The organism is Domibacillus indicus, from assembly GCF_023715895.1.
Taxonomy (GTDB): Bacteria; Bacillota; Bacilli; order Bacillales; family Domibacillaceae; genus Domibacillus; species Domibacillus indicus_A.
In genome coordinates this window covers 419,234-431,738 of the sequence record NZ_JAMBOO010000001.1, presented here as the reverse complement: position 1 = coordinate 431,738, position 12,505 = coordinate 419,234, and the positions used below count along the sequence as shown (strand labels likewise).

At 47.3% G+C, this 12,505-nt stretch carries 15 protein-coding genes; 12 read left to right on the top strand and 3 right to left on the bottom strand.

Annotated features, from left to right (window positions below; all coding sequences use genetic code 11):
• Positions 1 to 56: 56 nt before the first annotated feature.
• From M3221_RS02305 to sda, 6 genes are all read left to right on the top strand, one after another.
• On the top strand, positions 57 to 707 hold the full coding sequence (locus tag M3221_RS02305; RefSeq protein ID WP_251269932.1) for a DsbA family protein: 651 nt from the start codon (positions 57 to 59) through the stop codon (positions 705 to 707).
• On the top strand, positions 697 to 1,104 hold the full coding sequence (locus tag M3221_RS02300; RefSeq protein WP_396120229.1) for a disulfide oxidoreductase: 408 nt from the start codon (positions 697 to 699) through the stop codon (positions 1,102 to 1,104). The genes M3221_RS02305 and M3221_RS02300 overlap by 11 nt, the downstream gene beginning before the upstream one ends.
• Before the next feature lie 91 nt (positions 1,105 to 1,195).
• Entirely contained in the window at positions 1,196 to 2,509 is a 1,314-nt protein-coding gene (locus M3221_RS02295; protein WP_251269931.1) for a PepSY-associated TM helix domain-containing protein, read from the top strand.
• Positions 2,506 to 2,895 (top strand): hypothetical protein, encoded by a 390-nt coding sequence (locus tag M3221_RS02290; RefSeq protein WP_251269930.1) that lies wholly within the window; start codon positions 2,506 to 2,508, stop codon positions 2,893 to 2,895. Before M3221_RS02295 ends, M3221_RS02290 begins: the two co-directional genes overlap by 4 nt.
• A 65-nt stretch (positions 2,896 to 2,960) precedes the next feature.
• Positions 2,961 to 4,103 (top strand): CapA family protein, encoded by a 1,143-nt coding sequence (locus tag M3221_RS02285; protein ID WP_251269929.1) that lies wholly within the window; start codon positions 2,961 to 2,963, stop codon positions 4,101 to 4,103.
• 86 nt (positions 4,104 to 4,189) lie between these two features.
• Positions 4,190 to 4,330 (top strand): sporulation histidine kinase inhibitor Sda, encoded by a 141-nt coding sequence (sda, locus tag M3221_RS02280; protein ID WP_251269928.1) that lies wholly within the window; start codon positions 4,190 to 4,192, stop codon positions 4,328 to 4,330.
• Positions 4,331 to 4,341: 11 nt separating this feature from the next.
• Here sda and M3221_RS02275 read toward each other — a convergent pair whose 3' ends face one another.
• Entirely contained in the window at positions 4,342 to 5,361 is a 1,020-nt protein-coding gene (locus tag M3221_RS02275; protein WP_251269927.1) for a GNAT family N-acetyltransferase, read from the bottom strand.
• The gene (locus M3221_RS02270) at positions 5,358 to 6,146 is read right to left on the bottom strand and encodes a nucleotidyltransferase domain-containing protein (protein WP_251269926.1); all 789 of its coding nucleotides are present in this window, start codon (positions 6,144 to 6,146) and stop codon (positions 5,358 to 5,360) included. Before M3221_RS02270 ends, M3221_RS02275 begins: the two co-directional genes overlap by 4 nt.
• 92 nt (positions 6,147 to 6,238) lie before the next feature.
• On the opposite strand from M3221_RS02270, the gene M3221_RS02265 reads away from it, so the two are divergent.
• The 6 genes from M3221_RS02265 to M3221_RS02240 all read left to right on the top strand — a co-directional run bounded on the left by M3221_RS02265 (position 6,239) and on the right by M3221_RS02240 (position 11,232).
• The gene (locus M3221_RS02265) at positions 6,239 to 6,715 is read left to right on the top strand and encodes a VOC family protein (protein WP_251269925.1); all 477 of its coding nucleotides are present in this window, start codon (positions 6,239 to 6,241) and stop codon (positions 6,713 to 6,715) included.
• 129 nt (positions 6,716 to 6,844) lie between these two features.
• Positions 6,845 to 8,800: an ArnT family glycosyltransferase gene (locus M3221_RS02260; protein WP_251269924.1), complete on the top strand. Its 1,956-nt coding sequence runs from the start codon at positions 6,845 to 6,847 to the stop codon at positions 8,798 to 8,800.
• On the top strand, positions 8,763 to 9,770 hold the full coding sequence (locus tag M3221_RS02255) for a glycosyltransferase family 2 protein (RefSeq protein WP_251269923.1): 1,008 nt from the start codon (positions 8,763 to 8,765) through the stop codon (positions 9,768 to 9,770). The genes M3221_RS02260 and M3221_RS02255 overlap by 38 nt, the downstream gene beginning before the upstream one ends.
• Before the next feature lies 1 nt (position 9,771).
• Positions 9,772 to 10,140, top strand: a complete 369-nt coding sequence (locus M3221_RS02250; protein WP_251269922.1) for a GtrA family protein — start codon at positions 9,772 to 9,774, stop codon at positions 10,138 to 10,140.
• Positions 10,137 to 11,015, top strand: coding sequence for a UTP--glucose-1-phosphate uridylyltransferase GalU (gene galU, locus M3221_RS02245; RefSeq protein WP_251269921.1), 879 nt, complete (start codon positions 10,137 to 10,139; stop codon positions 11,013 to 11,015). Before M3221_RS02250 ends, galU begins: the two co-directional genes overlap by 4 nt.
• A gap of 73 nt (positions 11,016 to 11,088) precedes the next feature.
• A complete protein-coding gene (locus tag M3221_RS02240; protein WP_251269920.1) occupies positions 11,089 to 11,232 on the top strand; it encodes a hypothetical protein in 144 nt (47 codons plus the stop codon).
• 72 nt (positions 11,233 to 11,304) lie between these two features.
• Here M3221_RS02240 and M3221_RS02235 read toward each other — a convergent pair whose 3' ends face one another.
• On the bottom strand, positions 11,305 to 12,480 hold the full coding sequence (locus M3221_RS02235; protein ID WP_251269919.1) for an AGE family epimerase/isomerase: 1,176 nt from the start codon (positions 12,478 to 12,480) through the stop codon (positions 11,305 to 11,307).
• Positions 12,481 to 12,505: the final 25 nt, after the last annotated feature.

The window sequence follows — 12,505 nt, the reverse complement described above, 5'->3', positions numbered from 1 at the left end:
AGAAATGTTTGAATAGAGAAAAGCTGCGAATCGCAGTTTAAAGGAGAGGAAAAAGTTTGGCGAAAGGTGTTTTTTGGATTGTCGGCTTTTTTGCCATTTGTATGGCAGGAGTCGTTTTTTTATCGAACGTAAGTGAAAAAAGTGCCGAGATTAATTATGAGAAGGAACCGTTTTTAGGCAAAGAAGAGGCACCGGTTTCCATTGTAGAATTCGGTGATTATAAATGCCCTGTGTGCAAAGATTTTAATGAATCGTTTTTTCCGCTGATCAATGAACAACTCGTGGAAACAGGAAAAGCGAAGTTTTATTTTATGAATTACTCATTTATTAACGTAGATTCCAACCGGTCGGCCCAGTTTGCTGAAGCAGTTTATCAGACGCTTGGCAATGACCGCTTCTGGAAGTTCCATCATCTTATGTATGAAAAACAGCCGGATGATTTATCATTTGAAAAAGTCGACTTATATACGAATGACTTTTTAAAAGAAACGCTGTCGGAGATTGCAACCGATGAAGAAGTGGCAAAAGTGATGGCGGTCGTAGAAAAAGAAGGCTCGATGGCAGCGTGGGAAAAAGACGCCGAAACGGCAAAAGAGCTTGAGGTATCTGGAACCCCGACTCTGTTCGTGAACGGCAAAAAGTTTGAAGGAAATTCGTTTGACGATTTAGTTAAAATGGTAGATGAGGCAGCGGCTGATGCTGAGTAAACCGCTTCTCGCCGCCTGGCTCACGGCCATTACAGCCACGCTTGGCAGCTTGTTTTTCAGTGAGCAAATGGGTTTTATTCCTTGTACGATGTGCTGGTACCAGCGTATTTTAATGTACCCGCTTTGTATTTTCCTCGGCCTGGCGTTTTATTGGGGCGACACACGCATGTACCGCTATATTCTGCCGGTCAGCATATTCGGAATGGGGATTGCAGGATATCATTATGCTTTGCAAAAGATACCGGCGATGAAGCATTTTGAAATGTGTACAAGCGGCGTTCCCTGCTCAGGAGAATATATTAACTGGCTTGGGTTTATTACCATTCCATTTTTAAGTTTGTGTGCCTTTACGATCATTACAATATCTATGCTTGTTCTTCGTAAAATGTCCGTTTAAATCAAACGGGCATTTTTTCATTTATTCTTCACGCAATGTTCACATCTGACCTGTATAATCCATGAAGTAAAGAGTAAGAGGGGGCAGGAAAGTGGAACAATCGCGAAGGCATGACCAATGGATTTGGCGCTGGCATTTTTATGCCGGTCTTATTTTTGCACCTTTTTTGCTTGTACTCGCGATAACAGGTGCAGTTTATTTGTTTAAAGCAGAAATTGAGCATGCGCTTTATGCAGACTTATATGATGTAACGCCGCAGTCAGAGACGATGCCGGCCAGTCATATGTTTGCCGCTGTTAAAGAGCAATATCTGCATGCCGTCATCACGCGCTACCGGCCTGCAGATTCGGCAGACCAGTCAGCAGAAATCGGGATTACCGATCATGACGGAACAGCGATGACCGTGTTTGTCGATCCGCACACGATGCAGATTATGGGAACGCTCGATGACGCGGACCGGATTATGGACAAGCTTGAAAAAATTCACGGCGAATTAATGGCAGGCACAGTCGGTGACCGTCTGGTGGAGCTGGCCGCGTGCTGGGCACTGATTTTAATCATTACAGGGGCATATCTCTGGTGGCCGCGTAAGAGGGAAAGAGTATGGGGCGTTGTGCTGCCGCGCTTTTCCAAAGGAAGCCGGACACTCGTCCGCGACTTGCATGTAGTCCCAGCCGCCTGGATCTCTGCCGGCATGTTTTTTCTTATTATAACTGGGCTGCCTTGGTCTGGTTTTTGGGGTACGCAGGTGCAAAACGCGGCAACCAATTCTGGAGAAGGATATCCGCCATCGATCTGGGTGGGAGAAGCGCCGCTTTCCAGCTTAAAAACAGAAGATGTAGCGGATGTTGGCTGGTCGGCAGAAAATCTTCCGGTGCCGCAGTCTGTGCAATCGGCGTACGTCCCGCTCTCGATTGATGATGTTATCCATATTATCAACGAACGGGGCATCAAGCCGGGCTATGACTTATTTATTCCTCAGGAGGCGACAGGTGTGTACACGGTTTCTGCGTTTCCGCCAAAAGCACAGGATGAAGTGACGATGCATATTGATCAGTATACCGGCGCAGTACTGGCAGACTATCGTTATGAAGACTACGGACCGGCCGGTAAGGCGATTGCACTCGGCATTACCCTTCATAAAGGGTCGCAGTTTGGCATGATCAACAAGCTGATTGGGCTTGCAGTTTGTATAGGAATGATACTTGTTATTGTAAGCGGACTGCTTCTATGGCGAAAGCGAAAGCACGGCGCACCCGCGCGTCCTGCAGCGGGAGTGGAAAAAGGATTATGGACATTGATTATCATGCTTGGTATTTTGTTTCCACTTGCGGGTGCATCCATGCTCGTTGTATGGATCATTGATCAAATCGCAAAGCGGGTAAGAGGAGGATTTGCAGCATGAGAAAGTGGCTCATCTTTAGCAGTCTATTTCTATTATCCGGCTGCAGCCTTGATCCCGATTCAGCGGATCAGTATGTCACAGAGGAAAAACTGGCTGCAGCGATTGATGTATCAGCCGGCCATGTACAAGTTACCACATCAACGGGTGCGGACGTATCCGTTTCTTTTTGGCTGGAGGGCGGACAAAGGGAAACGCTGCCCATGCAGGAAGGAAAAGACGGGGTTTTTACAGCACAAAAAAGGATTATAGAAAAAGGGATCTATTTTGTAAAAGCGGATATTCAAACGAATGAACAGCATATTATGCCAACCAAAAAAATATGGGTGGGCGTAGAAGCAGACCTCGAGCAAAATGAGCCTTCCGTAGATATGAAGCACCACCATTGATCTCCTATTTTGGCCGAAAATGTTGTATAATGGTATAAATAGGGATCAGGGGGATTAGGTACATTATGCCAGAACAAAGAAGGATGGAAAGACGAAAGCGCCGCCGGCTGAAACGCTGGGTCAGAGTGTCGCTTTTCGGCTTATGTTTAGCTGTTGCTGCAGCTGTTGCGTTAAATATAATGGTGACGAAAGAACAGGCACAAGGGGTGCCAAAAGGTATTTTGGATGAGGCGACGGCTTCTCAAAAAGAAACGCCGCCCGTGTCGATTACAGTGAGTGCAGCAGGAGATTTTACACTGGGAACGGATGAGACATTCACATATGCCGGGTCATTTCCAGATGAAGCAGAGCGGAATGGCTTAGCTCATTTTACAAAAGGGCTGAACGGTATTTTCGAGCGCGATGACTTGACAACGGTAAACTTGGAGACGACGCTGACCGAAGCGACAGAAAAAGCAGAAAAAAAATTCCGCTTTAAAGGAGATCCGGAATATACGCAGATTTTAACGGATGCCGGTATAGAAGCAGTCAATGTGGCCAACAATCATATTTTTGATTATCTGGAGCAAGGATATGAAGATACAAAGGCGAATTTAAAAGCAGCGAACATTGGCTTTTTTGGTTATGAAGATTCCTTTTTAACAGAAGTAAAGGGTGTGAAAGTCGGTGCGCTCGGCTATGAAGGCTGGGCCGATACGGCGGAGATCCGTGATCAGATGGAAGCGGATATTGCGCAGTTGCGGGAAAAGGGCGCGACGATCGTGATCATTCATTTTCACTGGGGAGTGGAGAGAAGCTACGTGCCGGAAGAATCGCAGAAGACACTGGCCCGATTTGCGGTCGATGCCGGTGCTGACCTTGTTGTAGGGCATCATCCGCATGTGGTACAGGGAATTGAAGAATATAACGGTAAATTTATTGTTTACAGTCTTGGTAACTTTATGTTTGGCGGAAATCGCAATCCGTCCGATAAAGACACGTACGTGTTTCAGCAGACGTTTGAAGTAAAAGATGGAAAGCTGACAGATGGAAAAGATATTAATGTGGTGCCTTTTTCCATTTCTTCACGAACGGATCGAAATGATTACCAGCCGACCCTGCTTCAAGGAGCGGAGCGGGAACGGGTAATGGAAAAGATTTTGGATGTATCCAATCAAATTCAGCCAGCCGATTGGGTACAGTATATGAAAAATGAGCCGTCCAATTAAGGAACGGCTTTTTTTTTGATAAAAAAGGTTTGAAGAAGGACATAGGAAGGTATATGTTCTTTTAGAAAAGGGGGAAGCGTTTAATAATGAAAGAGCAAACGGATGAGTTTATTGTGGAAGCGTATAAAAAAGCAGTGGAACTGGATCTGGATCACGATTTTCTCTTGCTGCTCGAAGAAGAGCTTGAGCGCAGAGAGTTAGAGATACATAGAGAAAAAGTATATTAAAAAAGGGTATCTCATGAGGAGACACCCTTTTTTGTTTGTCCGCATTTTCGCTGCATCCTTTTCGTATGCCAGCTATGACCTGAAAAGTTTTCTTCGTATTCTCCTACAAAGGAAAAACCGTTCGTTTCGTAAAATCGCTCCCCGGACGCGTTGTCGCTTTCTATCTCAGCAGTTATAGAGCAGGGTTTAGATAAATGATTGATCATTTCATCCAGCAGCCGTGTGCCGATCCCTTGCCTCTGGGCATCCGGATGAAGATAGATCGCCTGCAAACTGGCATTTGGCCCTTCTTGTACGGCGTTTGCAAACCCAACCACCTGCCCGCCGCATTCCGCCACAAAAAACAAGCCCTGGAACCGTTCCTTAAGCTGGTTTACCGCATAAGCACGATCCAAAAAAGCATCCCGCACAGACCGTGGAATGATCTCTTCATATGTATTATGCCAGGCTGCCCGTGCAACAGCCTGGATGGCTGGAATGTCTTCGGTATGCGCCGGGCGGACGAGCGGGAAATCAGCCCGGTACACAACGTTTAACAGGCAGGGATGTCCTTCTTTTTTTTCAAGCGCTGCATGCACATCCGGATAGTCTGATTCAACGTTCCACGTAATAAACGGCAATTTCTTTTGTGCGGCCTGTGATCGTTTGTTCACAAGACGCGCACCGATAAAAACGCGGTCAAGGTCCAGTTCTGCAAAAGCTGTCTGCAAAATAGCGTATTTAGAAGCCCTGTTATATCCCTGTCCCCAATATTCGTGTCCAATCCATGTGCCGAGGCTGCATGAACCTCTTTCCCGGTCAATGAACATTAAAGTGGTAATGCCGATTAGTTCACCGCCTTCATTGATGATCGCCCGTGATACTGTTTTTCCTTCCAGCTCCTCCGCCATCACTGCCTGCAAAAAGTCAATCGTGTCATGGACTGTACTTACTTGCAGGCCAAGCGCTTCCTTTATCTCGGGCGCAGAGGTCAGCGTAAAAATTCGGTCTGCATTCGTTAAGCTGTGCGGCTGCAAGGTGATTTTTTTCATTCACTCCACACCTCCTTTAATGTTTGGCGGAACAAATCGTTTAACCGCTCTGTTGGATTCTCTGACGGCTGCTTGAGGGACGCAGCGCGGCTTCGAAGCTCTTCTATCTCCCGTTCAAGAAATGCGTCTATGAGGGCAATGCCAGATCCACCGTTTCCCTCTTTACCTGCTGTTTTTTGTACAGCAAGCTGCTGGATGGCCGTCATTAGTGCTTTATCCTTAATCAGCGCGTCCAGCAGGGAGCCGAGCGGAAAAGGAGGGATAGTCTGCCGCTCAGCAATCCACTTAGCTGCGAGCACCGGGCGCAGGATATAAAAATATAGTTTAAGTTTACTGTTTTCTTTTTGATGTACAGCCCGGTAGTTGCTGGCTGCCATATTGATGTAATGATGCATACAGGAAACCGGTGAAAACACGCTGATGCTCATTTGTCTCATCTGCCCGGCGGTTTGGTACGGTTCTTCATATACAATATCGGAGAACAGCCATTCCAAAAGTAGCGGATTGGATTTACGAAACAGCTTAAGTGTCTTGGTCAGGTCCCAGCCGCTTACATCAAGCTGATTATGAATCGGGCGTTCAATCACGTCACGTTTTTTTCCGACACCTACAGGGTCAATGCTGAGATACACTTCTGGGCGGTGTATATAAAAAAAGCGAACATCCCAGTCGCTGTTCGGAGACGGAAACCCCCATGCCCGGCTCCCTGATTCACAGGCGTACAGTACTTTCACATCGTATTTCTGTTCAATGCCCCGTAATGCTGTCAAAATCTCCTTTTCCATCCTTTTACACCTCCGTTTGCGGTAGTGTACTCGCTTTTTCGACTATTGTAAACCTAAAGATGGGGTAAAGACGTAAAAAAGGAGGAAAAAAGATGATTGCCATTACACATGTAGGGCTTGCGGTGCCAGATTTGGAGAAAGCGGTTGATTGGTATGAGAAGACACTCGGATTTGAGCTCATTGCCGGACCGTATTTCTTTGATGCGTCGGAAGAAAAAAAGCCTAATATGACACAGGATCTACAGGGTCAGCACATAAAGAGAATGAAAAATGCCCACTTAACAGCCGGAAATGGGGTAGGGCTGGAGCTGTTCGAATTTATGGAGCCGAGGATGGAACGAAGAGAACCGGAAAGATACCACACCGGATTTTTTCATCTTTGTCTGATAGTAGATGATGTGGATGCGGCCGCCGAACAAATTGAAGAGGGGGGAGGGAAGCGGATCAGCCAAAAGTGGAACACCCGCCCCCACAAGCCGTACTTTCTACAGTACTGCCAGGACCCCTTTGGCAACACCATTGAGCTGTACAGCCATAGTACGGAACTGATGTATGGAAACTGGGATTGAAGAAAAGCGCTTGTGCCAATAAGGCACGGGCGTTTTTCTTTTACAAAAAACATGTTGCTTTTCACCGTTCTTTCACCAACGCGGTTTACACTTCAGAATATCGAAAGAAGAAAATGGAGTGTGAAGAGAATGAAGAAACGGTTTGATCCGTGGCTCGCGGCGATTTTAGCGCTGTCAGCGATATTGAATTTTTATAACATAGGGGCATCAGGGTCCAACTCGTATTATACGGCGGCTGTAAAAAGCATGACGACCAATTGGAAGTCGTTTTTCTACGCGTCATTGGACTCAGGCAATTTTATTACAGTGGATAAGCCGCCGGTCGCTCTTTGGGTTCAAGCGATCAGCGCGAAAATTTTTGGCGTGAGTGACTGGAGCGTGCTGCTTCCGGAAGCGATCGCCGGTGTATTATCCGTTTTTGTTTTATATACAATTGTCAAACCCGTATTTGGTATAAAAACCGCACGCTGGGCCGGGCTTGTGCTGGCGGTAACGCCAATCTTCGTTGCGGTAACAAGGACGAACAATACAGATGCGATGCTGATTTTAACACTGCTTTTTGCTGTATGGTCGCTCATGAAGTCGGTTCAGCAAAAAAAATTCAGCTTGCTGCTCCTTTCCATGGTGTTGATTGGGATCGGCTTTAATATCAAAATGCTGCAGGCGTACATGGTTGTACCGGCTTTTTATCTTTTTTATTTAATCGCTGCGCAGCACAACTGGAAGAAACGAATCGTTCACCTGGTTATGGCAACAGTCATTTTACTGGGCGTTTCTGTTTCCTATACGACAGCGGTACAGCTGACGCCGGAAGAGAACCGTCCCTATATCGGCGGAAGCCAGACAAACTCAGTGCTGGAGCTGGCATTTGGCTATAACGGGATTCAGCGGCTGACAGGGGACCAATCAAAAAGCGGCGGTACCGATGATAAATCGGGCAGCTTACTGAATAACAATTCTTCCCAGGGAGCCGGCGGGGAAGATATTGGCGAAGCAGGTGTTCTGCGTTTGTTCTCAGATTCGATGTCTGGACAGTCGAGCTGGCTGCTTCCATTTGTCCTGTTCGGTTTAATCGGAATAGCGGTGTCAATCAAGCGTCAAAGAGCACTTACGATGCAGCATAAATTCGCTATTTTCTGGCTGGCATGGCTGCTGCCGATGATGGGCTTTTTTAGCATCGCAAGCTTTTACCATCGCTACTATTTAAGCATGATGGGACCGGCTGTTGCGGCTTTAACAGCTATTGGCGGCGCGGTGCTGTGGGGACTGTACAAAGAGAAAAAGAACTGGAGCCGCCTGCTGTTTCCAATAGCGCTGCTGGCTACATTTGCTTTTGAGGCGTACGTGCTTTACCAGAATATTGACTCGATTCAGCCGTGGCTGATCGGCGGAGTGCTGGCTCTCGGATTGATGGTCTGCATCCTGCTGATTCTCACAACAAAATATGCCCATCATGTCCGGACAGCAGCGATGCTGGGGCTGCTGTTAATGCCAGCTTACTGGGCGGCCATACCCGTTATGGCGGGTACGACAAACAGCATCATGCCAACCGCCGGACCTGCTGCAGCAGGCGGACCGGGCGGCGGTGTATTTGCTGACCGGGGTATGGCGATGGCAGCAGACGGCGAACGTCCAGAGATGCCGGAAGGAATGGAAATGCCTCAAGATGGTGAAATGCCAGATGGAATGGAGCGTCCTGACGGGACAGATGAAAACAGTTCAGACGGCCGAGGCGGCGGTGGTATGGGCAGAGAGATGAGCGAAGAGCTGATCAGCTACTTGGAGGAAAACAATACAGGCGAAACCTACTTAGTTGCAGTGCAAAATGCGAATTCCGCTGCCAGCATCATTTTGGATACGGACTACACAGCCCTGGCTATGGGAGGATTTGGCGGCTCCGATCCAGCTATGACGGTTGAAAAACTGGAAGAAATGACAGCCGGCAGAGAAGTGAAATTTTTCATGACATCAGGCGGCGGACCGGGCGGCGGCCAAAATAGTGAAGTAACCGAATGGATTCAAGAGCATTGCAAGGAAGTCACATCTGATGACTGGAGCGGTTTATATGTTTATGAAGGAGCGTGAGGATATGAAATACTCCATTATTATCCCAGTGTACAATGAAGAATTAGTGATCCGTGAAACGTACAGCCGCCTTAAAACAGTAATGGATCAGGCAGACGGTTCGTATGAGCTGCTGTTTGTGAACGACGGCAGCCAGGATGCGACCATTGATATTTTAAAAGAGATTGCGGTACAGGACCGCCATGTGAAATATCTTGATTTCTCTCGTAATTTCGGACACCAGATTGCGATTACAGCCGGCATGGATCATGCTGCCGGCTCCGCAATCGTGGTTATTGATGCTGATTTACAGGATCCGCCGGAGCTTATTCTAGACATGATTGAGAAATGGAAAGAAGGCTATGATGTTGTGTACGCCAAGCGGACAAAGCGCAAAGGAGAGACCTTTTTCAAAAAACAAACGGCGAAAATGTTTTATCGGCTGCTGCGGGCGTCTACCGATATCGATATTCCGCTCGATACCGGAGACTTTCGCCTGCTCGACCGGAAAGTATGCGATCAGCTGAAGGACATGAAAGAACAAAGCCGCTTTGTCCGTGGTCTTGTCAGCTGGGTTGGCTTTAAACAAACCGCGATTGAATATGAACGAGACGAACGGCTGGCTGGCGAAACAAAATACCCGCTCAAAAAAATGCTCAAGTTTTCAATAGACGGTATCACCTCCTTTTCGTATAAACCGCTGAAGCTGGCAAGCCTGCTTGGCGTCATGCTGTCAGCAGCAAGCTCACTGGCTATTTTGATCGTCTTGTATCAGCGCTTGTTTACAGATACAACGACTCCAGGATGGTCATCTTTATTGCTGACAATGCTGTTTTTCAACGGTGTCATCCTGATTATGCTGGGCGTCATTGGAGAATATATCGGCCGCATTTACGACGAAGCAAAAAACCGGCCGCTGTATATTTTGCGTGACAGCCGTCAATCCGAACATGAAAGCGACGTTGTGACCCGCTATGCGAAATTTAAATAAAATGATGAAATTTGGGATTGTAGGCGTACTAAATACAGCGATCGATATGCTTCTTTTTTTCACGCTTTGGTCGGTTGGTGTGCCGTACTTGTTAGCACAAGTATTATCCTACAGTGCAGGCACACTCAACAGTTTCGTCTGGAACCGGTCATGGACATTTAAAGTAAGTGGGCGAATACATATAGAGGAAATAACAAAGTTTCTCCTTCTAAATGTGATTGCTCTTTGTATGTCGACGTTTCTGCTGTCCCTTTTAAGCGGGCAGCCGCTTTTTATTAGTAAAACCATCGCCACACTCAGCGGCTTGTCCGTCACGTTTTTCGGCAGCCGTTTCTGGGTGTTCAGGCAGCAAAGGAGAAAATCAATATGACTATTAAAAAAGCCGTCATTCCAGCAGCAGGACTTGGCACAAGATTTTTGCCTGCTACGAAAGCACAGCCAAAAGAAATGCTGCCGGTTGTTGATAAACCGGCCATTCAATATATTGTGGAAGAAGCAGTTGCCTCGGGCATCGAAAGCATTATTATTGTAACAGGGCGCAACAAAAGATCGATTGAGGATCATTTTGACCGCTCGATTGAATTGGAACAAACATTAGAGGAAAAAGGGAAGAATGAGATACTGGCAGAACTGCAGGGGATTTCGAATCTAGCTTCCATTCATTATATCCGGCAAAGAGAGCCTCTGGGCCTGGGACACGCTGTTCTCTCCGCCCGTCAATTTATCGGCGATGAACCGTTTGCAGTACTTTTAGGAGACGACTTAATGATGTCTAAAAAGCCGGCGCTTCGCCAGCTGATGGATGTGCACGAACAGGTGGGTACCGATGTTGTCGGCGTACAGCATGTTGCGCCAGTGGATGTATCAAAATACGGTATTATCGACCCCCGTGCCTGTACAGGTTCTGTGTACGAACTTGCTGATCTGGTGGAAAAACCATCTGTTGACGAAGCGCCGTCGATGATTGCGGTTATGGGCCGTTATGTGCTTAATCCATCTATTTTTCCTGTTTTAGAATCTTTAGAGCGTGGCACAGGAGGAGAGATTCAGCTGACGGATGCACTTCGGAAACAGTGTGCTGCTTCCCCGATTCATGCCGTTTTACTTGAGGGGCAGCGTTATGATATCGGCGACAAGTTCGGTTATCTGCGTGCCGGCATTGAAATGGCGCTCAGCCGGCCGGAAATGCGCGGCCAGGTGCTTGCTTATTTGGACGGGCTTCGCGGAAGAATGGCGGTTCAGTAATGAACCCACTCTTTAAAAAGGACGTTTATACCTCATCAGACCGGGAACAGTCATAACAAAGGAGTGATATTTCATGGACCATCCAAAAGAATTAACAAACAAGCAAAAGGAAAACATGAAAGAAGCCCAAAAACAAGAAGCGCAAAAAACGGCTGATAAAAACCGTATGCCTGATGACCAAAATCGTTTAAAAGACACACAGACGCGTCTTCCGTAAAAGAAGAAAAACCGTCTGGCCGAAAACGATCCCCTAGTGTAAGGGGATCGTTTTTTCATGCTGCAGGCTTTTTTATGATAAAGCAAGAATCGTCTGATAACAGGCTGCCGCTGGATGGTAGTCAGCTTTAGGGGCAACGCTTTTTTCTCCTTCATATCGCTCATTTTGTTCATTCAGCAGTGTATACCAGCCACCATGTATATGATCGATAAAATACTCGGAGGCATAAGTGAACAATTCACGGTAATGGTCCCAGTATGGATCATGGCCGGTTTTTGCGCCTAAAAGAGCGGCAGCGGAGATGGCTTCAGAAATTACCCAGTAATTTTTATCGGTATCAATCACTTCACGCTCCGGAGAAAGAGAGTAGTAAATACCACCGTGCTCAGCGTCGTGTCCATATCCCCAGCCGTTTCGATACAGGTCTTCTGCCGTCTCAAGCATCCAGGATTCCGAACGGTGACGATCCAGCCAGAGAAGCAGCTTACTCCATTCAAGCTGATGGCCGGGAATGAAGCCGTACGGCCGGAATTCGTCTTTGGTGTTACCTTGGTTGTATACCCAGTCCGGCTGCCAGTCTGGTGTGTAATGCTCCCAGATCATGCCGCCGCCCTTTGTCCGCAGTTCTATGGGTACCTTTTTTGCCAGCAAGTATGCCCGGTCAAGATACTTGTTTTCCCCAGTTGCTTCAAATGCTGTCAGCATGGCTTCACACATATGCATATTGGCATTTTGCCCGCGGTACGCAGCCAGTACAGACCAGGAAGCATCCCATTCATCACGGTATAAGCCATGCTCCTCGTCCCAAAAGCGCTGCTCCGTTACCTCGTCAACAATCTCGAGTAATTCTTTGGCGCCTGGGACACCGGCTTGATGGGCGATTGAAGCGGCCAGCAGCACAAAAGCATGACCATAGGCCATTTTTGTATCATCTTGTACATAAGTGCCGTCGAGCTCAAAAAAGAAGCCGCCATTTTCTTTATCCTGGTGGTGCTCAGTCAAAAAGCGAATGCCGTGTTCCGCCGCATCCCGGCACCAGTCCGGTCCGTCTGTCAGTACGCCGATGCTGAAAAGGTAAACAAACCGGCTTGTGCCGACAAGGTGCTTTGTTTGGCTGTCTGTCACTGTCCCGTCATCGGAAAAGCCGCTCCGATAGCCGCCGTTTTTTTGGTCGATACAGGCAGGGTAATAAAAACGAAGGATATTGTGAATGTGTGAGGTGAGTGTGCTTTTCTCGGTAAAATCCAATTTATTTCCCTTCTTTCTATGTAAA

Excerpts from the sequence above, each read along its gene's own strand:
- M3221_RS02265 (WP_251269925.1), top strand. The coding sequence starts at position 6,239 with ATGATTGCCATTACACATGTAGGGCTTGCGGTGCCAGATTTGGAGAAA.
- sda (WP_251269928.1), top strand. The coding sequence starts at position 4,190 with ATGAAAGAGCAAACGGATGAGTTTATTGTGGAAGCGTATAAAAAAGCA.
- M3221_RS02275 (WP_251269927.1), bottom strand. The coding sequence starts at position 5,361 with ATGAAAAAAATCACCTTGCAGCCGCACAGCTTAACGAATGCAGACCGA.
- M3221_RS02240 (WP_251269920.1), top strand. The coding sequence starts at position 11,089 with ATGGACCATCCAAAAGAATTAACAAACAAGCAAAAGGAAAACATGAAA.
- M3221_RS02255 (WP_251269923.1), top strand. The coding sequence starts at position 8,763 with ATGACTGGAGCGGTTTATATGTTTATGAAGGAGCGTGAGGATATGAAA.
- galU (WP_251269921.1), top strand. The coding sequence starts at position 10,137 with ATGACTATTAAAAAAGCCGTCATTCCAGCAGCAGGACTTGGCACAAGA.
- M3221_RS02290 (WP_251269930.1), top strand. The coding sequence starts at position 2,506 with ATGAGAAAGTGGCTCATCTTTAGCAGTCTATTTCTATTATCCGGCTGC.
- M3221_RS02260 (WP_251269924.1), top strand. The coding sequence starts at position 6,845 with ATGAAGAAACGGTTTGATCCGTGGCTCGCGGCGATTTTAGCGCTGTCA.
- M3221_RS02285 (WP_251269929.1), top strand. The coding sequence starts at position 2,961 with ATGCCAGAACAAAGAAGGATGGAAAGACGAAAGCGCCGCCGGCTGAAA.
- M3221_RS02270 (WP_251269926.1), bottom strand. The coding sequence starts at position 6,146 with ATGGAAAAGGAGATTTTGACAGCATTACGGGGCATTGAACAGAAATAC.
- M3221_RS02300 (WP_396120229.1), top strand. The coding sequence starts at position 697 with ATGCTGAGTAAACCGCTTCTCGCCGCCTGGCTCACGGCCATTACAGCC.
- M3221_RS02250 (WP_251269922.1), top strand. The coding sequence starts at position 9,772 with ATGATGAAATTTGGGATTGTAGGCGTACTAAATACAGCGATCGATATG.